This is a genomic window from Streptomyces sp. CG4 (assembly GCF_041080655.1).
Classification (GTDB): domain Bacteria; phylum Actinomycetota; class Actinomycetes; order Streptomycetales; family Streptomycetaceae; genus Streptomyces.
In genome coordinates this window covers 5,551,686-5,570,392 of sequence record NZ_CP163525.1, presented here as the reverse complement: position 1 = coordinate 5,570,392, position 18,707 = coordinate 5,551,686, and the positions used below count along the sequence as shown (strand labels likewise).

Below are 18,707 nucleotides of genomic sequence, written 5' to 3'. Positions count from 1 at the left end.
AAGGAGCTCGACCCGCTTCGCCGAAAGCCGGAACTGCAGCCCATACCGGCGAAGGATCTCAGCCGACTCGTGCAGCTCACGCCCTGGGAGGTGCTGCACACCTTGGGACGGTCGATTGCCTTGGCCCGACGCGGAGCGGGACGCGGCCTCGCCGAGCACTGGGGCTGCCTGAAGTACAACCAGGCTCTGACCGGGAACTCGGACTCCTTCATGGCCCTCTCGCCCGAGGGCCGGGAGACCGCGGACTACTACAAGGCGCTTCAGTCGGGAGAACTCGGCACCGGTTTCGCGCTGGCACTCGCCACACGACTCCTGAACAGGCGCTATCCGGATCACTTCGTCTCGATCGTGCCGGCCGACACGGCCCTGCGTGCAGGGTGGGCCCTGACCAGTAGGGACTCCGGCCCGAGGTCGGGCTACCGGTACCGCCCGCAGTTCTTCGCCGAGGTATGGAGGCCCGGCGAGCCCTCTCGCGTCTTCCCGATCGCGTGCAAGGGCAACCACAGTGGGCTCTCCACCTCGCACACTCAGCTCGCATCGGCTTCCGCTCACGTTGAGGCGGTGCACATCGGAGCATGGGATGAGACACCGTGTCTGGTGTTCAGCACGGAGCTCCCTCTCGACGGACCACTGACAGTCCACACACTGGAGGCAGGAGGAAAGGGAGGTTGGCTGGACACACCCGGCCGCGATCTTGATCACGCGTTGGAGGACGAGAACGTCTACCCCGGTATCCAGCCGCCCGCGCAAGGCGACAAGCCCATGGAGCCAGAACCTGGCTATCACGTGAGCCCGGACCTCTACGCGTGGTTCCAACACGCCCTCGCCCGCACAACCGCAGCCGGACTCACCGCCTTCGCTGGGGACGGAAGCGCAACCGCCCCGTACCTGACGAAGCGGCAAGGGCAGCGGCACTTCACGGGCTTGACGCACGCGGCCACGGACAGCGTCCAGGACGCACGCCACCGGTTCCTCGGCATCGACTTCGTCGGCACGGACCACGTCTTCCGACTTAACCGGAAGCGAGTCGAGGCATTCTCCGGAGTCGCGGAGGATCTCTTCCGTCACCTTGAGGAGGGGCGGGTGGAGCAGTACCGCCGGGAGATCTACGCACGCCGGTCCACCTGGCCGCGCGACACCTGGGCCCCACGGTGGAACGGTCCCGTCTCCATACATCCTGACGGTTCCGTGCTGGCTATGCGCCTACTGCGCGATTAACCCGCGTCGTGCACTTGTGCGGTGCGGCCCTTCACCCTCGCGACGCCGAGAAGACGGGCTCGGTGCGTGCGCGATGCGTGAGCGGGCTGTCCGGCACGGCGCGTCATGAGCCGGATGGAATACCCAGCCGCATGGCGCTGACCAGGCAAAACAGCATCACGCGGTGGCGCCAGTCACCACCCGGCAAGGATTCGATCGCACTCGCTCACCAGGGCAAACGAAGGACCCGACCACGCTCAGCGGGCGAGGGCTTCCACGGGTGAGCCGATCGCGCGGCTCACCCGGCCGACGGGTGGGCGGCACAGGTGGCCCCGGCAGCTGTCGCCGAGGCCACCTGCCGGGCGGTCAGATCAGCTCGCGGGCCCGGCGCTCCCAGTCAGCGATCCGGGTCATCGCGGCACTCACCTGCTTGACCGCGGCCGAGATGTCCCGGCCGGGCGCCCGCAGCTCCCGGCTCATCTTCGCCACCCATCGCATGCAGACCTCAACCTCGCCAAGCACGCCGACCACCTCGTGGGTGGACTCGGCGATGCCGACCATCTGCTCCAGAAACCCAGTCGGCGGCCCGGTGCGCTGTTCGGGCGGCATCGTCGCGATGACGTCGAACGCCGTTTGGGCTGCCGCGTCCATCTCCACCATCTGCCCGGCGAAACGGGTGCACGCCTCCCGGAGACCGGAGGCCGGCTCAGCCATCGCCTTCCCCAACTCGGTCATGGCCGGCAGCCACGCGCCCATCGGCACCCCTGGCTGGGAGGCCCGCTCCATCACGGGACCGATCTGCACGACGGCGTCGGTGATCACCGCCATGAACCCGGTGATCGCCTCCGTGGTCTCGGTCATCGCCTCCATCTGCTCCTCCACCCGGGCGAACTGGTCGATCAGCCCGGGCGCCTCCGGATCGTCCGGCTCCGCCTCGACCACAGCCGGCAGCGCCGCCGGCAGCCCGAACAGGATCCGGGCCGGGGTCAGGGGCTCGAACCCATTGTGCAGAGCACCCTCCAGTGCGCTCTCCAGGTCCCGCCGCGCCCTGACCAGCCCGCTCCGGCTGCGCTTGAACATGATCGTCCGGATCAGCGAGAGATCGAGCGGCAGCTGCCCGTTCTCGCCGATGTGGATGATGGGCTTGCCGGTCAGGTGCCGGATCCCGAGCTCATAAGCGACATTGGCATTGCCCCCGGTGAGGTCGGCGATCACGAGGTCGTCCTGCAAGAGGTGCCGGCAGACCTGCTCGGTGATCTCGCCCGGGTCGGCGATCCCGTCCGCCCGGACCGGGACGATGCCCTTCTTGGCGCAGGCGGGAAGGATCACCTTCTCGTAGATCTCCAGGTTCTCCTCGAACGCCAGGAGCTCCGGACTCCCGTCCGGGGCGTGCTCGTTGCCGATGGGCGCGATGACGAAGCAGGTCGTCATCGGCGCCTCGTCGGACTCCGGACCAGCGACGGCCACGATGCTCATGCGTAGTCCTCCGTTTCGAACTGCGTTGCTTGGTGGTGCTGTTCCGCGAACTCGGCGCCGGCTCGCATATCGGCCGGGTAGACGGGGCGCTCCTCGATCCCGAGCGCCCGCAGCAGGTCAGCGGTGGGAATCCGGTACTGCCGTCCGAAGCGCAGCACAGAACAGGGGAAGCCGCCCTGGTGGATGAGCTTGTACGCGGTGGCGGGGCAGAGCCCGAGCGCGCGGGCGGCGGTGCGCAGGTCGACGACCAACGGCAGGTCGAACGCCTCGCCGAACGACAGCCAGGTGCCGGAGCGCGGAGTCAACCCCTCCCTCCGACCGGACGCAGCGACAGGGCGCCGATCCGGCTGCCCTCACTCGGACGCCGCGCCCGGTGCACGATCTCCCCGAGGCCCAGGTGCCCTGCCAGTTCACCCAGTCGAAAGCTCTCCAGCCGCTCGGGTGAGACGCTGAACCGCACTGTCGCCGACAGGCCGTCAGGCCGGGCAGGCGGCGACACCCGCAGCTCCCAGCCATCCCGCCAGTCGCCGACCGGCGACTCCGCGGGTGCCTCCACGGCCAGGTGGGCGGCGGCCAGCGCCGCGACGTCCGCCGCCGGTCGCTCCCGGATGCGGGCCCGGGCGAACGCCCACACCCGGTTACCGGCGGGGTGCAGCAGTGCGAGGCCAACCTCGTGGGCTTGCAGATCGACGTCCGCGAGCACTGCCAACAGGGTGCACAGTGACTCGGATTCGAGCTCCCGCCGGTCGATCGGCCACCGGATCGCGATCCGGTAGAGGGTGGCCCGCATCGCGGGCAGGGCCAGCCAGAGCGCCAGAAGCCGGTCAGCTCCGGCCGCGTCGGTGTCGCGCTGCGCCGCGCCGATGGCCTCGCGCCAGATCTCCTCGCGGAGCTGCGGGTCCGCCGACCTGCCATACAGCGCCCGCCGGGCCGCCAGGGCGGAGATCCGGGCCGGACCGTCGGCCGTGGTGACCGGGAAGGGCAGGTCGGCGGGCCGGAACAGGTGCTCCAGCACGTCGAACATCCGGTTGTAGGGGATCAGTCCCATGGCGAACCTCCCGAGTCGTCGGTGTCGTCACGCAGGTCGTCCACGATGCGTGAGCAGGCCCGGACGATCCGGTGCAACTCCTCACGCAGCGTCTCGTAGGGGACCGGCGAGAAGCCGGCCATGCGCCGCCGCGCGCTCGCGGCGGAATGGTGATCGCAGGCGGCGGCGTAGTAGTGCACATCGCCGGTCCGGCCCTGGACGGAGAGGCCCCGGGTGCCCTCCTGGCGGTTGTGGCCCGCCGCGTTCTCGCACGATGTGCAGCCTCCGGCAGGCGGGTCGTCGCTCATCGGATTGCCCCGCCAGGCACCGCCCCGTGGACGACGGATCCATGGATCACGCCCTGGATGGCGGTGCCGTGAACGTCGTTCTGCACGAAGCTCGGCTGCCCCCGCTCCTCCGCTCGCGCCGGGGGGCGCGGCCCGTCCTCCGGCGCACCCGGCCAGGGGTCCCGCGCGTCCTTCGGGTCCACTCCGGGCAACCGGAGCCAGCCGTACCCAGCGAACTCCTTCTGCCGCACATGGATGCGGCGGTAGTGCTCCGGGGCGAGCCCGTGGAATCCCGAGCGCACCACGTCCTGGTAGAGCCGGTCGGAGACCACCACGGCCAGGCTCGCCGACCTGGCGGCCGCCAGGGCCTCCTTCACCTCGGGTGCGTTCAGGTAGCGGGCCACCGCGATCGGGGCGGGGCCGGAGAAGCCCAGGGCTGCCGTGGTGGCCACGCCGGTGTCGATGGCCAGCCGAAGCCGCATCCGCTCGGCGGGCCGGCGGGTGGCGTTGTAGCCGCCGAGCTCGGCCGCCAGGTGCGTGACGTACGCGCCCAACACCAGTTGCTCGGGAGTGCCGGGCGGGAGAACCGCGAACTCCAGGTCGCCCTGCGGCTGGGTGGACCACCTGCCGTGGTCCAGCCCGCTGCGCTCGGCCGCCATCCGCAGCACCCTGGCGAGTTGGGCCTGCGCGGCCCGCTGGTCCGGAGTGTCGAAGCGGCTGTACTGCTCGATGTCCGCCGCCAGGCAGAGGCGGCTGGTGACGTCCGGCCGGGGCTTGCCCCAGGGACGGACGGTCGGGTGCGACGTCATGTGAACCATCACCTGCTCGATGAGAGTGGACAGTTGCTTGCGTTGCACGCCCACTGTGCGGCCGGTGGGCCGGAACCTCCGAGCAGGCCGCAAAAATGCGGTTTCCAGGTCCCGTCAACGACCGGTCATCGGCAGGCGTCCGATCGCCCGGAGGCGGTCCAGTTTGATCACTCCCATCTCGCCGCCGCGGGTGCGGACGATCCCCTGGTCGCGAAAACCCGCCAGCGCCTTCTGTACCGCCCTCAGCTTCGCTCCGATGAGTGCGGCGAGTTCGATCTGTGTGAGGTCGAGACAGATCACGGTGTCCGAGCCGATGCATCGGCCGTAGTTCTCGGCCAGTTCAGCGAGCGCACGGGCCAGCCGCACTCGAACGGGGAACTCACCGAACGCGATGCGCCAGGAATTCGCCGTACGCAGGCGGCGGTTGCTGAGCCGCACGATCTGAATGGCGGCCTCGGGACACTTGTCGAGGAAGCTCCGCATCGCTCGGCCTTGGACGACGTGCGCGTCGACGTCGTCGCACGCCGTCACCGTGGCCGACCTGGGCATGTCGTCGAGCACGGCCATCTCCCCGACCACGTCTCCGCCGACCCGGATGGCGATCAGGGTTTCATGCCCGTTGCCAAGCGTGCCGGTGACCTTCACGCAGCCGGCCCTCAGGAGCACCAGATGATCGCCCGCCTCCCCTTCCACCAGGATCTTCTTCCCGGGCGGATACTGCTTGGGGAAACCGATACTCAGCAGTTCCTCCCGGACCGGACGTGACAGGCTCCAGAGGAAGCGGACAGGCCGCCGCTCGCCGATGCCATCCGTGCAGCTCCGTGCCGTCCCATGGGTCGCGCGCTCCATACCCCACCTCGTGGTCGAACCCAGGTGCCTTCCCGGTCAGGGAATCAGAGCCGGATCCGAGCAGATAGAGCGTGTGCACGGACAGCTACTGCACCAGCGGCTCACGTGGTCTCCGATATATGACCGAGGCGGCTGGTCTGCGACGACAGCGTGACCCGCGTATCCCCGCTATACACCTATCTCGGCATCCACAACGTCACCCCTAAAGCGAAACGTTCAGTGCCATGCTCGCTAGGGCATTGATGGTCAGGCGCCGACACGACGTATGCGGGAGTGGATACTGAAGGCTCGCCGAGGTCGCACAAACTCCACTTCGGGCCGAAGGTCGAGCCGCGCTAGACGGAGCGAACGCACTGGTCAGCAGCCTCCTCTGCGTGAGCGATGCGTGAGCGGATGGTCCGGCACAGGGTGTCATGAGCGGGATCGGTCACGATGCCGCGTGGCGCTGATCAGGTAGAACAGCACCGCGCGGCATCGTCGAACACTCCCCGGCAAGGATTCGATCCCACTCCTAAAGCGGGTGTCGCAGGTTCGAATCCTGCCGGGGGCACAGAGAAACACCAGGTCAGGGCCCCTTCCGTCCAGCGGACGGGAGGGGCCCTGCGCTTGCAGCACACATATGGCACACATGCCGTGCGCGCGGATGGTGGGGAGCTGTGCAGGATGCCCGTCAAGGGTGAGCTGGCCCGGCGCCGGTACGAGAACCTGGTCGAGCGTCTTGAGTCGCTGATGCGGGCCGCTCTGAAGCCGGAGTACGAGGGCCACTACGGGCAGCTGGTCCTGAGCGGCGACGATCTCGCAGAGATGGGTGAACTCAAGGACGTCCGGCGGGCCGCTCGGGCGGCGGGGCGCCGTCTCGGCTGGAAGACGACCACACACCCGACCGGCAGCCGGTTGTTCGTCCTCGACGAGCGAGAGCCGCCGCAGGAGATCAGGCAGCTCGCCGCGGATGCTGCTGCCGAGGCCCTGGATCGGGCCCGGCGCGAAGCTCGCTGAGGGCAGGGCGAGCCGCTCTACGCGCCGCGTCGGAGAGGGAACGCGTCCGCGTTCCCTCTCTCGCCGGGGACCACCCGGGGATTGGTATGTGGATGCTGTCGCCCCGGTCACTGGGCCGTAAGGAGCGAGGCGATCACGGAGGGTGCGGGAGGACCGTCAAGGAGGTGGCGCAGTTCCGCCACTCCTGCGCGCCGCTGTTCTGGTGGGAGGAAGAGGTACTGCTCGATACGTTCGTTGAAGGTGCTGCGGAACCGCGCGTACAGGTCGTCGTTCTCCAGGATCTTGCCGGCGACGGCCACGAGGGCCTGGGTGCCGGAGTAGTCGTCCTCGGGCAATGCGTGGCCGGGCAGGACATCGGCGAACCGGGCCGCCAGGCGTCCGAAGAGAGTGTCCGCGAGGTTGCGGATGGTGAACGTGTGCGCGTAGTGCTGGTCGGGGAGTGCCAGAGGCAACTGGCCCAGGAGCGTGGTCTCGTGGAGCGCCGACAGGCCGGGAGCCAGCAGAGAGTGCGGTGTTCTCGCCACCTGCCGCAGCAGTTCGCGCTGAGGGACGAAGCGGCGGTCGACACGTCGTGCGGAGGTCTGGTGGCTGCCGGCACGGTGTCCGGCGTACGGGCCTCCGCAGACCAGGACGCGGGTGAACCGGGGCCAGTCGGTGAGCAGATCCGGGATCCAGCGGTCGATGAGCCGGAGGTAGTCGTTGTTGACCTCGAAGTCGAGGAGGAAGTTCTTGAAACCGCCGGTGTTGATCAGCAGGTCGTAGTCCGGTCCGCCGGCCGCCCGTTCACCTGCTGGCGCTTTCGCCAGGCCGTCCAGGTCGACCAGTGGGCCGGTCAGCAGCATCGTGCGGCCCGTGCCGGCGTCGGTGAACTCGGCCATGCGCCGGGAAACGCCGGGGAAGTTCTGGACCACGCTGTGGTCGGCCAGCAGGTGGGCGGCGAGGACGCGTTCGTGCGGCGAGAGGCGGGACAGGTGACGGCTCGCCGCGGGGAAGGAGGTGCGGGGAACGGTCACGCACAGCTCGTGGATCCGTGTCAGGGGGGTGCGGTGCTGCCAGAAACTGAACAGGCAGTCCACCAGGACCACAGGCCGGCCTGCTACGACCGCGCGCAGGACGAGGTCGGCGTCCATGGCGGAGACGACGTGGTCGCTGTCGGCGAGCAGACGGTCCAGGAGTACGGATCCGTTCCCGGACGGTTCGCTGAGCTCGTGGACGGCATCGAAGGCGCTGGCGTTGCGGCGGGCGAACGCTGCCGCAACGCTGTCTCCCACGAATACTCGCTCGTGTCCGCGGAGCAGCCGGGAGACGGCGACGAGCACGGAAGCCGGGCCGAAGCCGCAGTTCTGGGCTCCCATCAGGATGCGCACGGCGCGTCAGCAGGCCGCGGGCCGTGGTGCAGCCAGAATCCCCGCGAGTTGCCGCGCGAACGTGGCGGGGTGTTTGGCGTAGCCGACGTGCCCGCCGGGGAACTCGACCAGTTCCCGGCCGAGATGCTGTGCGAGGAAGGCCGCCGGCTGGTGCACGTCGTAGGTGCGCGACTCCCGGCCGCCGGCCATGACGATGCGGTCCGCCACGGCCGCCAGCGCGGTGAGGTCGGGCACGCAGCGGGAGGAGGGCAGCATCACGTGGGAGAGGAAGAACTCGCTGTTGTCGGCCGCTTCGCGGAGCTTCGGGGCGGGCCTGCCGCCGAAGAGGGCCCGGAACCCGTCCAAGGCCGCTGGGACGCCTTCCCGGCAAAACGTCGTGTACACCTCGTCGAAGAAGGCGGCGTGCCGTGCCGCGTCCGGCAACAGCCCCACGGCGGGAGGCTCGTGGACGACGGCCAGCCGGACCCGTTCCGGATCGCGGACCATGAGTTCCAGGGCGATGAGCCCGCCGGCGCAACTGCCGAACACCTGCAGAGTCTCACCGTTGCGGGCGAGGTGGTCGAGCAGCCGTGCGGCGTCGTCGGTCTGGATGTCGAGCCATGGTTCGGGCGGCGGCCCGTCCAGGCGGCTGCGGGAGATGCCGCGTGGGTCGTAGGTGACCACGCGGTGGCAAGCCGCGAGCTCGTCGGCCAGGTCGCGGAAGACCTCGGCGTCGGAGGCGCCACCCGGGATGAGCAGCAACAGCGGTCCGGTGCCGCGCACTTCGAAGTACAGCCGCGCCCCCGGCACTGCCAGCGTGGCGCTCTCCAGGGTGTGCAATCTCTCTCCAGCTCACTCCGGCCCAGGACCCTGCGGAAGGCGGTCAAGGGGCGGCACGAGACTATGCGCGAGACGATCGGTGCGGGTAGGCGCGCGCGAAGCGCGTCGTGCGCACTTCCCCGGTACGCGAACCCGTCGAATGCTCCCGTGCGCCGGTCTCCGGACTGTGCAAGCGGGGCACGGTGTGCCCCATGGTCCTCAATGTGAAGAGATCCTCCGTGACGGCGGGTGAGAAGTGGTCGCGTGCAATCGCTCTGGCGGCCACCGTGGTGTTCAGCGTGGCCGCGCCCGTGGTGCCGGCGTCCGCCCACCCCCAAGGCTCAGGGCTGCTGCAGTGTGAGGGAACCGAGTCCATCAGCTACTCCCCGGGACTCACCCTCCAGGCGCGACCCGTCCACGTCACGATCGACGGGCGCTTCGCCTCTTGTGCCGGGGGCAACGGCGCGGTGCGCAGCGGCAGCTATCACGAGGAGTTCACGCTCTCCACGGGCTGCAACAACCTGCTCGAAGGCTTCCGGGCCCGCCGGACCTATGTCTGGAACACGGGCGACTCCAGCACCGCCGACATCAGCGGCAGCAGCACGGCTGTGGCCGGCCAAGTGGTCACCCCAGTCACCGGCACCGTCACCCACGGCCCCTTCCACGGCCGAAAGCTGCTCCAGGTCATCCCGGTGCCCCAACCGAGCGCGCTGCATTGCCTAGCGGGCGGCGTGACTGGCGCGACCGGGGTGACGACGTTGACGATCCTGTAGGCCGGGCTGGATGGTTCGGCGCCTAGGAGGCTCCCCGGGGCAGCCCGGTCATGTGATTTCGGTGACTGAAACCATGACCGAGGCAACCGTGAGCGCCACCGTTTCCAGCGCCGATCACCGGCCCATCGGACAGACCCCCGGAGAAACCGCAGGGGCCGCGCCATCGTTCACACACGACGGCGCGGCCCCTGCGACTACGGCTCCCGACACGGATCAGGCACACATCACGCGGCATCTTCCTCCAGGGCAGCCACCTCCTCGGCGGCCCTGCGGGCCTTCTTCTCCGCCTTCTCCAGCTTGGCCTTCGCCGCCGGACTACGGCAATTCACATGGATCACCACCGCACCCGCCCTGCACGCTCGGTACCGTCTGGAATGGCGGTTCCGGGCGCGGCCCGAAGGCGAAGCAGATCAAGGGAGTTCAGGTGACTGACGTGCGGCCCAGCCAACGCATGCGAGACCTCGGCGTCGTCCAGCACGGGGCCGGCATCCTCGCCGAACCGGCCCGCGCCTTCGACCTGCCCGCCGAGCGCGACGAGGCCGAACGCATCGTGGACGAACTCTTCGCCGCCATCGAGCGCATCGGTCAGGTCCACCCCTTCGCCAAGGGCATGGGCATCGCCGCCCCGCAGATCGGCATCGCGCGCGCCGCCGCAGTCGTCATGCCGGCCGACGACGCCCCGGCCGTCATCCTGCTCAACCCCCGGATCACCAACCGTTCCGAGGAGACGGACGAGCAGTACGAGGGCTGCCTCAGCTTCTTCGCGTCCGCGGCCTCGTCCCCCGACCGCTGAAGATCACGGTGAACGCCACCACCCTGAGCGGTGATACCACGACCACCGTGTACGAACGCGGCCTCGCCCGCCTCATCCACCACGAAATCGACCACCTCGACGGCCTGCTGTACACCGCCCGCATGCGAACCGGCGTCGACCCGATCCCCGTGGAGGGCTACCGGCAGACCGGACGAGCCTGGGCATACGAGTAGGCCCTGAGAGCTTTCTGCGTGAGGAAGAGGCAGTTCAAGCACCACTCTCCTGACCAACAAGTTCTACTGCACCCGCGACCGCGGCCTCCTGACCGACGTCCGCAACGCTTTCCGTGGACTCGCCTTCGGCTGAGAGCCCCTCGCGCAGCACCACCTCGATCCAGTGCCCGGTCAGGGGATTGCGGGAACGTGCCCTCCAGGCTCGGATGCGCAGTGTCGCAGCAGCGCGGAAACCGGTCCGTCGACGAGTCGGTAGCGCACGATCCGGCCGTCCTTCTCGCCCTCGACGATGCCTGCCGTGCGCAGGAGGCGCAGGGCCTGGGAGACGGCGGTGTCCCGCATCCCGGTGGCGACGGCGAGGTCGGACACGGCGATGGGGCCGGCCTCGTGAAGGGCGAGCAGCAGGGACAGGCGTCGGGGATCGGAGAGCAGGGAGAAGCGGTCGGCCCAGGCGCGTACGTGCTCGGGCTCGCCGACGGCGGCGATGGCGTCGCAGACTCGATGGCCGTCGATGGTGCGCTGCCCGGCACGTTCCGCGGGGACGAGATGCATGGGGGCATCATCGCAGCCCACGTTTCACCCTCCATACCCCTCTATACCTGCTCAGATATGCAGCCTTGCAGCTGACACTGGCCGCCTTCTAGGCTGAGCAGGCCGTGGTGTTCGGGAAGACCGGTGACAGCCCCCAGGGGCTCAGTCCGGAGCGGCCCTCGCCACTGTGATCGGGGAGTTCCCGCCCCATGCATTGCCACTGGCCTCGCGGCCGGGAAGGCAGGGGCGGGCGCGGTGACCCGTCAGCCAGGAGACCGGCCACGGCAGCACGAAGCTGATCCACGAGGTGCTGGAGCGTGACCGTATGACCCTGTCCGAAGGCGTGCCCGAAACCGATGCCGCCCCTTCCTTCCGCTGGCGCCGCGAGGACACCGTCCGAACCGTCGGCCTGCTGGCCGTGATCGTCGCTCTGCACGTGGTCGCCTTCGGGATCCTCTTCCTGCTCGTGGTCCCGCACCACTACGAGGTCGGCACCAAGGCGTTCGGCGTGGGGCTGGGCATCACCGCCTACACCCTCGGCATGCGGCATGCCTTCGACGCGGACCACATCGCCGCGATCGACAACACCACCCGCAAGCTCATGGCCGACGGCAAGCGGCCCGTGTCGGTGGGCTTCTGGTTCGCGCTCGGGCACTCCAGCGTGGTGGTCGTCATGGCCGCGCTGGTCGCCGGGGGCGCCAAGCTCGCCGGCACCCTGATGAACGACAGCTCCCGAACCCATCAAGTCCTCGGCACCGTCGGCACCACGGTCTCCGGCAGCTTCCTGTACCTCATCGCCGCCCTCAACCTCGTCGCGCTGTTCGGCATCATGCGCGTCTTCAAGGCCATGCGCGCCGGACGTTACGACGAGGCGGAGCTGGAAGCGCACCTGGACTCGCGCGGCTTCATGAACCGCCTCCTGGGCCGGTTCACCAAGTCGATCCGCCGACCGGGGCAGATGTTCCCGCTCGGCTTCCTCTTCGGCATCGGCTTCGACACCTCGACCGAGGTTCTGCTCCTCGCCCTGGCCGGCAACGGCGCCGCCGCCGGCCTGCCCTGGTACGCGGTTCTGTGCCTGCCCCTCCTCTTCGCGGCGGGTATGAGCCTGTTCGACACCCTCGACGGCACCTTCATGAACTTCGCCTACCAATGGGCGTTCTCCAACCCGGTGCGCAAGGTGTTCTACAACCTCACGATCACCGGCCTGTCCATCGCGGTGGCCTTCTTCGTCGGCACGATCGAGCTGGTCGGCGTGCTGCACGACAAGCTGGGCCTGAGCGATGACGTATCCGGCTGGATCGCGGGCCTGGACCTGGACAACGTCGGCTACGTGATCGCCGGCCTGTTCGTGGTCGTCTGGGCCGTGGCCGTCGCCTACTGGCGTCTGGCCAAGGTCGAGGAGCGCTGGAGCACCCGCGCCGCGGACACCGGCTGACGGCACAGTGGCTGTCGCCGTGACCCCGGCCTGATCAGTTGTGCACGAAGTGGCTGGGCCTGCCGTCCTGTTGGATCAGATGGCCCAGCCGAGCCGCCGCCGCTCGGGGCATGAGCGTCCAGGTGCCGTCGGCGCGGTGGAGTGCGGCGGAGTGCCAGGGGGTGGTCCAGGCGTCGGGGGCATCGAGGAGGCGGATGCCGAATTTCGGGCCGCCGACGGGTTGCGGGTGGATCGAGAGGCGTACGGCGTGGGCGTGGTGTTCGGCGATCAGGTCGCCCCAGGCGCGGCTGCGCTGGATGACTCCGTAGGCGCGTTGCCGGCAGCTGCGCTGGAGGGCGGAGCGGGTGCCGGTCCAGTCGGCGGTGTCCTCGACGAGGAAGCGCGTGATGCCCCGGTAGAGGGCGAGGGTCTGGTCGTCGGTACGGGCCTCGGCACGCAGAGCGTCCAGGGCAGGGGCGTACCGGTCGTGGACTCGGGCGCGTTTCATGTCGTGCGGGAGGTCGCCGAGGATGTTGCGGAGGTCGAAGACGGACAGTCTGTCCAGGCCCAGTTGGGCTATCTGTATTCGAAGGTCGTCGGCGTACGCGTCGATGTGGTGGTCGGGGACGTGGATGAGGTCGCCGAAGACGTGGCCGTCGGAGCAGATGATCACGCGTGCCCCGGGCGGATAGATCCGCTCGATCTCGGTGCACAGGGTGTTCAGGAACGTCAGGGAGAGGCGTTCGCCCTGGTCGGGGAGGTGACCGAGGACCTTGGCGGGGTTGGGTGACTTGCAGGGGAAGCCGGGCAGGGTGAAGACGACCGGGGCGCCCTGGTGGACGAAGTCGGCGATGCGGCGCAGCTGATGGTGGAACGCTTCCGCTGGGGCGGGAACGGGAGCGCGATCGGTTGTGCGGTGATGCGGCAGGAGCAGGTTGAGGATCTCGGTGCCGATGCGGGTGGGGAGGGCATCTGACGGGATCGTCAGGGGCATGTCGTTCCTCCTGGAATACGAGGGCATGTCGACATGGCGCCGTGGCGGGAATGCACGCCAGGCGCCAGTGGTCAGCGGGTTTGGGTCAGCCGAGACCGGTCCGGCCGGTGTGGCCGGACACGGTCAGCGTTACGTCGGTGTCAGAGGCGTCGGTCGTAGCCGACGGGCAGGCTGTTGGTGCCGCGGCCGAGGACGGCGGGGATCCACTCGATGTCCTCGACTTTGATGGCGAGATGTAGGCCGGGCAGCCGGGTGAGCAGGGTGCCCAGGGCGATCTGGAGTTCGGCGCGGGCGAGGGCGGCGCCGGGGCAGAAGTGGATGCCGTGGCCGAAGGCGAGGTGGGGGTTGGGGCTGCGGTCGAAGTCGAGGGTGTCGGGGTCGGGGAAGCGGCGCGGGTCGCGGTTGGCGGCGCACAGGGAGACGATCACGGAGTCGCCGGCCGGTACCCGGGTGCCGTGCAGGTCGCTGTCCTTGTCGAAGAAGCGCCAGGTGGTGAGTTCGAAGGCGCTGTCGTAGCGGAGGAGTTCCTCCACCGCGCGGGGCAGTACGTCCGGTTCGTCACGCAGGCGGGCCAGCTGGTCCGGGTTACGGAAGAGCGCGATCAGAGCTGTGGTGATCTGGTTGGTGACCGGTTCCTGACCCGCGACGAGGAGCTGGAAGATCATCGAGTCCAGCTCTTCCTGGGACAGTTCACGGCGGTCGCGTGCCACGACGAGGCGGCTGAGCAGGTCGTCGTCCCAGTGTTCGCGCTTGTGGGCGACGACGTCGGCGATGTAGCTCTGCAGGCCGTGCAGACGCGCCTCATACAGCGGGCGTCCCGGGTCGGTGGGGCCGACCGGTTGGACGACCTTGCCCCAGTCGCGGTCGAAGCGGGCCGCCATTTCCTGCGGAAGACCGATGACTTCGGCGAGGACCTGGAAGGGGAAGTGAGCGGCGAAGCCGGTGACGAGGTCGGCGGGCCCGCTCTCGGGCAGGGCGTCGATCAGCGCATCCGCCAGCTCCTGGAAGCGGGGGCGCAGGCTCTCGATCCGACGTGGGGTGAAGGCGTCGGTGACGAAGCGGCGCATGCGCGTGTGCTTGGGCGGGTCCTGGTGGAGGAGGTGGACCTGGAGCTGGGAGTGCTGCGGCTCGGGCATGATCGAGGCGCGGGCGCGCCAGCGGTCGTTGCCGCGGTCGTGGTTCTTGCCCAGGCGCTCGTCGTTCAGCGCGGCGTGGGCGGCGTCGTAGCCGGTGACGAGCCAGGCTTGCACTCCGCTGGGGAAGAGGACGCGGTGGACCGGGCCGGCCTCGCGCATCTGCTCGTACAGGGGGTAGGGGTCGGCCTTGTAGGGGCAGCCCATCAGCGGGACCGGGTCGGGTACCGGCTTGGCCGCCGGCTCTTGGATGGTCATGAACGGGGCTCCTCAGAGGGCGAGTTCGGGCCGGTGGTGGTCCAGCCACAGGGCAAGGTCGACGACACGTTCGAGGCGCAGGCGGTGGCCCCACTCCAGCCGGTCGGGCGGGGTGTCCAGGCAGGGCTTGATCCGGGTCTCGTCGGCCAGCGCGCGGACCTGTTCGATGGCGAGCGCGTCGCGGGCCATGTCCTGCAAGCCGCGGTTGTAGTCGGGGTGGTGGGTGGCCGGGTAGTGGTTCTTGGGCCGGTACAGCACCGAGTCCGGGGCAAGGCCCGTGCCGACGGCGCGCAACAGGCTCTTCTCCCGGCCGTCGAAGCTCTTCAGCGCCCAGGGCGTGGAGAAGGCGTACTCGACGAGCCGGTGGTCGCAGTACGGGACACGCACCTCCAGCCCCTGTGCCATGCTGAGGCGGTCCTTGCGGTGCAGGAGCTGGCGCAGCCAGCGGGTGAGGGACAGGTGCTGCATCTCGCGTTGCCTGTGTTCGGCGGGGCTCTCGCCGTCCAGGTGGGGTACGGCGGCCAGCGCGCTGCGGTAGGTGTCGTTGCGGAACTCGCCGATGCACAGATCGAGTTCGGGATTGAGCGGCATCGCGGCCTCGTCGCCGGTGACCAGCAACCACGGGAAGGTCTGCGCAGCGAGCGCCTTGGGGTTGTGGAACCAGGGGTAACCGCCGAACACCTCGTCGGCCGCCTCGCCGGACAGGGCGACAGTGGAGTGCTGCCGTATCTCGCCGAACAGCAGGTACAGCGAGGTGTCCATGTCGCCCACGCCGATCGGCGAGTCGCGCGCCACGACGACCGCCTTGCGGTGCTCGGGGTCGAGCAGAGCACGCGGATCCAGGACGACGGTGCTGTGGTCGGTGCCGATGAAGGCGCCGGCCTCGGTGGCGTACGGGGTGTCGTGCCCGGTGCGCAGGACGTCGCCCGTGAACTGTTCGGCCTGGTCGCTGTAGTCGACGGCGTAGGAGCGGATCCTCGCCTCCGTCCCCTCCCGCAGTCGTAGTTCGTCGGCGAGCAGCGCGGTCAGGACGGTGGAGTCGATGCCGCCGGACAGCAGGCTGCACAGCGGGACGTCGGCCTCCAGCTGGCTGCGGGCCGCCGCGCCGACCAGCGCACGGACCCGCTCCACCGTCGTGTCCTGGTCGTCGGCATGGTCCTTGGCGTCCAGTTGCCAGTAGCGGCGTTCGCGGATGCCGTCCCGGTCGAGGACCAGCAGTCCGCCGGGCTCCACCTCGCGCACGCCGGACCAGACGGTCGGCCCGGTGTTGAACAGCAGGCTGTATGCCTCCCGCAGCCCGTCGGCATCCACCCGGGGCCGGATCTCGGGGTGGGCGAACAGCGCCTTGGGTTCGGAGGCGAAGGCCACACCGCCGTCGACGGCCGCCCAGAACAGCGGCTTCACGCCGAGCCGGTCACGCACCAGAAGCAGCCGTTGCACCCGCTCGTCCCAGACGGCGAAGGCGAACATGCCCTCCAGGTGGTCAGCCACCGCCTCGCCCCATTCGGCGTAGGCCCGCAGTACCACCTCGGTGTCGCTGCGCGTGCGGAACACATGGCCCCGGCCACGCAGCTCGGCCCGGAGCGCGTGGTGGTTGTAGACCTCGCCGCTGTAGGTGAGCACGATGTCCGGCTGCTCGGGGCGATCCGGCATCGGCTGTACGCCGCCTTCGAGGTCGATGACGGCCAGGCGGCGATGGCCGATCGCGGCGCGTTCGCCGAGCCAGATGCCTCCGGCGTCGGGGCCGCGGGGCGTGAGGGTGGCGGTCATGGCCTCGATGACCGGAGCCTGGGTGCGGGCGTCGTGGTGGAAGCTCGCCCAGCCGGTGATTCCGCACATACGGGTGACTCCTTGCTCAACGATGGGCGGCGGACGCCGCGTCGGTGGTGTTCTCCGGCACGGCGGCCGGCCGTCGTGCGGGCAGTGCCAGCAGAGGTACGGCGAGGCAGGCGGCGGTGGCGGCCACGGCGAGCCCGGCGTGCACGCCGTCGGCAGCTCCGGCAAGGCCCCAGGCGGCGGTGGCCAGGGCTGGGCCCAGAGTGAAGCCGAGGCTGCGGGCGAGCTGGACGGTCGAGCCGACGGTCGCGGTCCGCTCCGGCGGGGCGGCACCCATGACCAGGGCCTGGGTCGGGCCGCCGTTCAGGCCCATGCCGATGCCGGCCAGCGCCAGCCGCCAGGCGAGGGCCAGCGGTGACCAGTCGCCGCCCAGCGGAACGAGGAGGAGCAGGCCGGCGGCGGTGAGCGCGGCGCCGGTGACCGCTGTCGGGCGGGCGCCGTACCGGTCGGCGAGGCGTCCGCCGAGCGGTCCGGCCAGGCCCATGCCGAGCGGGAAGGCGAGCACGGTGAGCCCGGTGGTCGTGGCGCTGACGCCGTCGTCACGCTGGAGGTGCAGGGCGACGACGTAGTGCATGGCGGCGAAACCGGCCGCAAGCGCCAGTACCGCAGCGTGTGCCCGGAACAGCCCCGAGACACGCAGCACGCCGGTCACCGGACGCCCGCCCGGACCACGCAGCCACCACCACAGCGGCGGGACTGCCGCGAGCGCGAGTACCAGCCACGCCGGACGGTCCGAGGCCAGGGTCAGCGCCAGCAGCAGGGCCGCCACACCGGTGGCCACCAGGAGGACGTCTGCTGCCGAGCGCCGGTCGGGTCGGCGCAGGGCGCCGTCCGGCGGCATCGCACGCCAGGCCACCACCAGGGCAAGCACGCAGAAGGGGATCTTGACGAGGAAGACGGCGTGCCAGCCCAGATGGTCCAGGAGCAGCCCACCCACGGCCGGCCCGGTCACCGCCCCCAGCGGGCCCAGGGTCGCGGGCACGCTCATCGCCCGCCCTCGCTTTTCCGGCCGTACGGAGCGGAGCGCGAGGACCGGCATCAGCACGAACAGCACTGCCCCGAAGGCGCCCTGCGCGATGCGGGCGGCGATCAGCCAGGCAGCCCAGGGAGCGGCGGCCGCCAGCGCGCTGCACAGGGCGAAGCCGGCGGTCGCGGCGAGTACGGCGGAGCGCATCCCCACGCCGTCCAGCCAACGTCCGACGGGCAACAGCAGTGCGACGACGGCAAGCTGGTATCCGAGCACGGCCCACTGGGCGGTCGCCGCAGAGACGTGCAGGCCATCGGCGATGTCCGCGAGCGCCACGTTGACGATGTTCATGTCGAGCATCGCCACGAACGACAGCATGCCCGCCACGGCCACCAGCAGCCAGCGGTCCTCGCCGGCAGAGCCGTCGGGTATGTGCCCGGGCTGTTCCGAGCCGGGTCTGTGGTCTGTCACCTTTCCGCCCCTCACCTTCGTGGGCGGGCTACCGGAAGGCAGCCTCGTCCCACATGTCGGGAGGGATCGCACGTGAGTTCCCGGACCTGTCCCAAAAAATGTGGCGGGAAGGCTGGAAGTAGCCACGTCGGCCAGTTGAGCCCCACGAGGACCATCGGAATCAGCTTGCTCACGGAGGAACTTCAGGCTCCGCTCATCCGACTACTGAGGTGACGTCGACAGCCTGAACCTCCGCGTTCGCGCGAACGTACGTCACGCCAAACCCCCATCGGCTTCCAGGAGTTGCGCCATGACCCAGAAGCAGTACCACGTCACCGGAATGAGCTGCGAGCACTGCGCGGCGAGCATCAGGGAAGAGGTCTCCGAGGTGCCCGGGGTGAGCGAGGTCGTGGTCGACCTCTCCGCCAACGCCGTCACCGTGCACGGCACGGACCTCGACGACGAACGGCTGCGCGCCGCGATCGTCGAGGCCGGTTACGGCGTCGCGGACTCGGTGGCCGCCTGACCGGAACCCGGAGAGCAGGAAGGACGGCACCA

At 69.7% G+C, this 18,707-nt stretch carries 20 protein-coding genes and 1 riboswitch; of the genes, 7 read left to right on the top strand and 13 right to left on the bottom strand.

All coding sequences use genetic code 11. The features are described from left to right. The first annotated feature begins 69 nt into the window (after window positions 1-69). Window positions 70-1,218, top strand: coding sequence for a hypothetical protein (locus AB5L52_RS25450; RefSeq protein WP_351564498.1), 1,149 nt, complete (start codon window positions 70-72; stop codon window positions 1,216-1,218). A 345-nt stretch (window positions 1,219-1,563) separates the two neighbouring features. On the opposite strand, the gene AB5L52_RS25445 is transcribed toward AB5L52_RS25450, so the two are convergent. The 6 genes from AB5L52_RS25445 to AB5L52_RS25420 form a co-directional block, all read right to left on the bottom strand. Then, on the bottom strand, window positions 1,564-2,673 hold the full coding sequence (locus AB5L52_RS25445; RefSeq protein ID WP_351564500.1) for a hypothetical protein: 1,110 nt from the start codon (window positions 2,671-2,673) through the stop codon (window positions 1,564-1,566). Further along, window positions 2,670-2,978 carry a helix-turn-helix domain-containing protein gene (locus AB5L52_RS25440; protein WP_351564502.1) on the bottom strand — a complete coding sequence of 103 codons (309 nt, stop codon included), beginning with the start codon at window positions 2,976-2,978 and terminating at the stop codon, window positions 2,670-2,672. Before AB5L52_RS25440 ends, AB5L52_RS25445 begins: the two co-directional genes overlap by 4 nt. Beyond that, complete coding sequence (locus tag AB5L52_RS25435; protein ID WP_351564504.1) at window positions 2,975-3,721, bottom strand: hypothetical protein; 747 nt, start codon at window positions 3,719-3,721, stop codon at window positions 2,975-2,977. The genes AB5L52_RS25440 and AB5L52_RS25435 overlap by 4 nt, the downstream gene beginning before the upstream one ends. Next, window positions 3,712-4,008 (bottom strand): hypothetical protein, encoded by a 297-nt coding sequence (locus AB5L52_RS25430; RefSeq protein WP_369366412.1) that lies wholly within the window; start codon window positions 4,006-4,008, stop codon window positions 3,712-3,714. The genes AB5L52_RS25435 and AB5L52_RS25430 overlap by 10 nt, the downstream gene beginning before the upstream one ends. Beyond that, a complete protein-coding gene (locus AB5L52_RS25425) occupies window positions 4,005-4,796 on the bottom strand; it encodes a hypothetical protein (protein ID WP_351564508.1) in 792 nt (263 codons plus the stop codon). Before AB5L52_RS25425 ends, AB5L52_RS25430 begins: the two co-directional genes overlap by 4 nt. A 114-nt stretch (window positions 4,797-4,910) precedes the next feature. Then, a complete protein-coding gene (locus AB5L52_RS25420; RefSeq protein WP_351564510.1) occupies window positions 4,911-5,645 on the bottom strand; it encodes a Crp/Fnr family transcriptional regulator in 735 nt (244 codons plus the stop codon). A gap of 663 nt (window positions 5,646-6,308) precedes the next feature. On the opposite strand from AB5L52_RS25420, the gene AB5L52_RS25415 reads away from it, so the two are divergent. After that, window positions 6,309-6,641 (top strand): hypothetical protein, encoded by a 333-nt coding sequence (locus AB5L52_RS25415; RefSeq protein WP_369366409.1) that lies wholly within the window; start codon window positions 6,309-6,311, stop codon window positions 6,639-6,641. A 107-nt stretch (window positions 6,642-6,748) separates the two neighbouring features. Here AB5L52_RS25415 and AB5L52_RS25410 read toward each other — a convergent pair whose 3' ends face one another. Next, the gene (locus tag AB5L52_RS25410; protein ID WP_369366407.1) at window positions 6,749-8,008 is read right to left on the bottom strand and encodes a hypothetical protein; all 1,260 of its coding nucleotides are present in this window, start codon (window positions 8,006-8,008) and stop codon (window positions 6,749-6,751) included. A gap of 6 nt (window positions 8,009-8,014) precedes the next feature. Then, the gene (locus tag AB5L52_RS25405; RefSeq protein ID WP_369366405.1) at window positions 8,015-8,827 is read right to left on the bottom strand and encodes an alpha/beta fold hydrolase; all 813 of its coding nucleotides are present in this window, start codon (window positions 8,825-8,827) and stop codon (window positions 8,015-8,017) included. Between the two features lie 218 nt (window positions 8,828-9,045). Here AB5L52_RS25405 and AB5L52_RS25400 point away from each other — a divergent pair, with 218 nt between their 5' ends. The 3 genes from AB5L52_RS25400 to AB5L52_RS25390 all read left to right on the top strand — a co-directional run bounded on the left by AB5L52_RS25400 (window position 9,046) and on the right by AB5L52_RS25390 (window position 10,566). Continuing rightward, window positions 9,046-9,579 (top strand): hypothetical protein, encoded by a 534-nt coding sequence (locus AB5L52_RS25400; protein WP_369366403.1) that lies wholly within the window; start codon window positions 9,046-9,048, stop codon window positions 9,577-9,579. Between the two features lie 424 nt (window positions 9,580-10,003). Next, on the top strand, window positions 10,004-10,372 hold the full coding sequence (locus AB5L52_RS25395; protein WP_369366402.1) for a peptide deformylase: 369 nt from the start codon (window positions 10,004-10,006) through the stop codon (window positions 10,370-10,372). Between the two features lie 8 nt (window positions 10,373-10,380). Next, window positions 10,381-10,566 (top strand): peptide deformylase, encoded by a 186-nt coding sequence (locus AB5L52_RS25390; RefSeq protein WP_369366400.1) that lies wholly within the window; start codon window positions 10,381-10,383, stop codon window positions 10,564-10,566. Window positions 10,567-10,737: 171 nt separating this feature from the next. Here the strand turns inward: AB5L52_RS25390 and AB5L52_RS25385 are convergent, their stop codons facing one another. Then, window positions 10,738-11,118, bottom strand: coding sequence for an ArsR/SmtB family transcription factor (locus AB5L52_RS25385; protein ID WP_369366398.1), 381 nt, complete (start codon window positions 11,116-11,118; stop codon window positions 10,738-10,740). 88 nt (window positions 11,119-11,206) lie between these two features. Then, window positions 11,207-11,396, top strand: a riboswitch (cobalamin riboswitch). A gap of 26 nt (window positions 11,397-11,422) precedes the next feature. On the opposite strand from AB5L52_RS25385, the gene AB5L52_RS25380 reads away from it, so the two are divergent. Next, on the top strand, window positions 11,423-12,532 hold the full coding sequence (locus AB5L52_RS25380; RefSeq protein WP_369366396.1) for a HoxN/HupN/NixA family nickel/cobalt transporter: 1,110 nt from the start codon (window positions 11,423-11,425) through the stop codon (window positions 12,530-12,532). Window positions 12,533-12,566: 34 nt separating this feature from the next. Here AB5L52_RS25380 and AB5L52_RS25375 read toward each other — a convergent pair whose 3' ends face one another. The 4 genes from AB5L52_RS25375 to AB5L52_RS25360 all read right to left on the bottom strand — a co-directional run bounded on the left by AB5L52_RS25375 (window position 12,567) and on the right by AB5L52_RS25360 (window position 18,170). Next, window positions 12,567-13,505 carry an L-tyrosine/L-tryptophan isonitrile synthase family protein gene (locus AB5L52_RS25375; protein ID WP_369366393.1) on the bottom strand — a complete coding sequence of 313 codons (939 nt, stop codon included), beginning with the start codon at window positions 13,503-13,505 and terminating at the stop codon, window positions 12,567-12,569. A gap of 140 nt (window positions 13,506-13,645) precedes the next feature. Next, window positions 13,646-14,896, bottom strand: a complete 1,251-nt coding sequence (locus AB5L52_RS25370) for a cytochrome P450 (protein ID WP_369366392.1) — start codon at window positions 14,894-14,896, stop codon at window positions 13,646-13,648. A gap of 12 nt (window positions 14,897-14,908) precedes the next feature. Further along, window positions 14,909-16,735 carry an asparagine synthase (glutamine-hydrolyzing) gene (asnB, locus tag AB5L52_RS25365; RefSeq protein WP_369366390.1) on the bottom strand — a complete coding sequence of 609 codons (1,827 nt, stop codon included), beginning with the start codon at window positions 16,733-16,735 and terminating at the stop codon, window positions 14,909-14,911. A 16-nt stretch (window positions 16,736-16,751) separates the two neighbouring features. Next, window positions 16,752-18,170, bottom strand: a complete 1,419-nt coding sequence (locus tag AB5L52_RS25360; RefSeq protein WP_369366388.1) for an MFS transporter — start codon at window positions 18,168-18,170, stop codon at window positions 16,752-16,754. A gap of 289 nt (window positions 18,171-18,459) precedes the next feature. Here AB5L52_RS25360 and AB5L52_RS25355 point away from each other — a divergent pair, with 289 nt between their 5' ends. Further along, window positions 18,460-18,675 carry a heavy-metal-associated domain-containing protein gene (locus AB5L52_RS25355; protein ID WP_351564533.1) on the top strand — a complete coding sequence of 72 codons (216 nt, stop codon included), beginning with the start codon at window positions 18,460-18,462 and terminating at the stop codon, window positions 18,673-18,675. Window positions 18,676-18,707 lie beyond the last annotated feature (32 nt).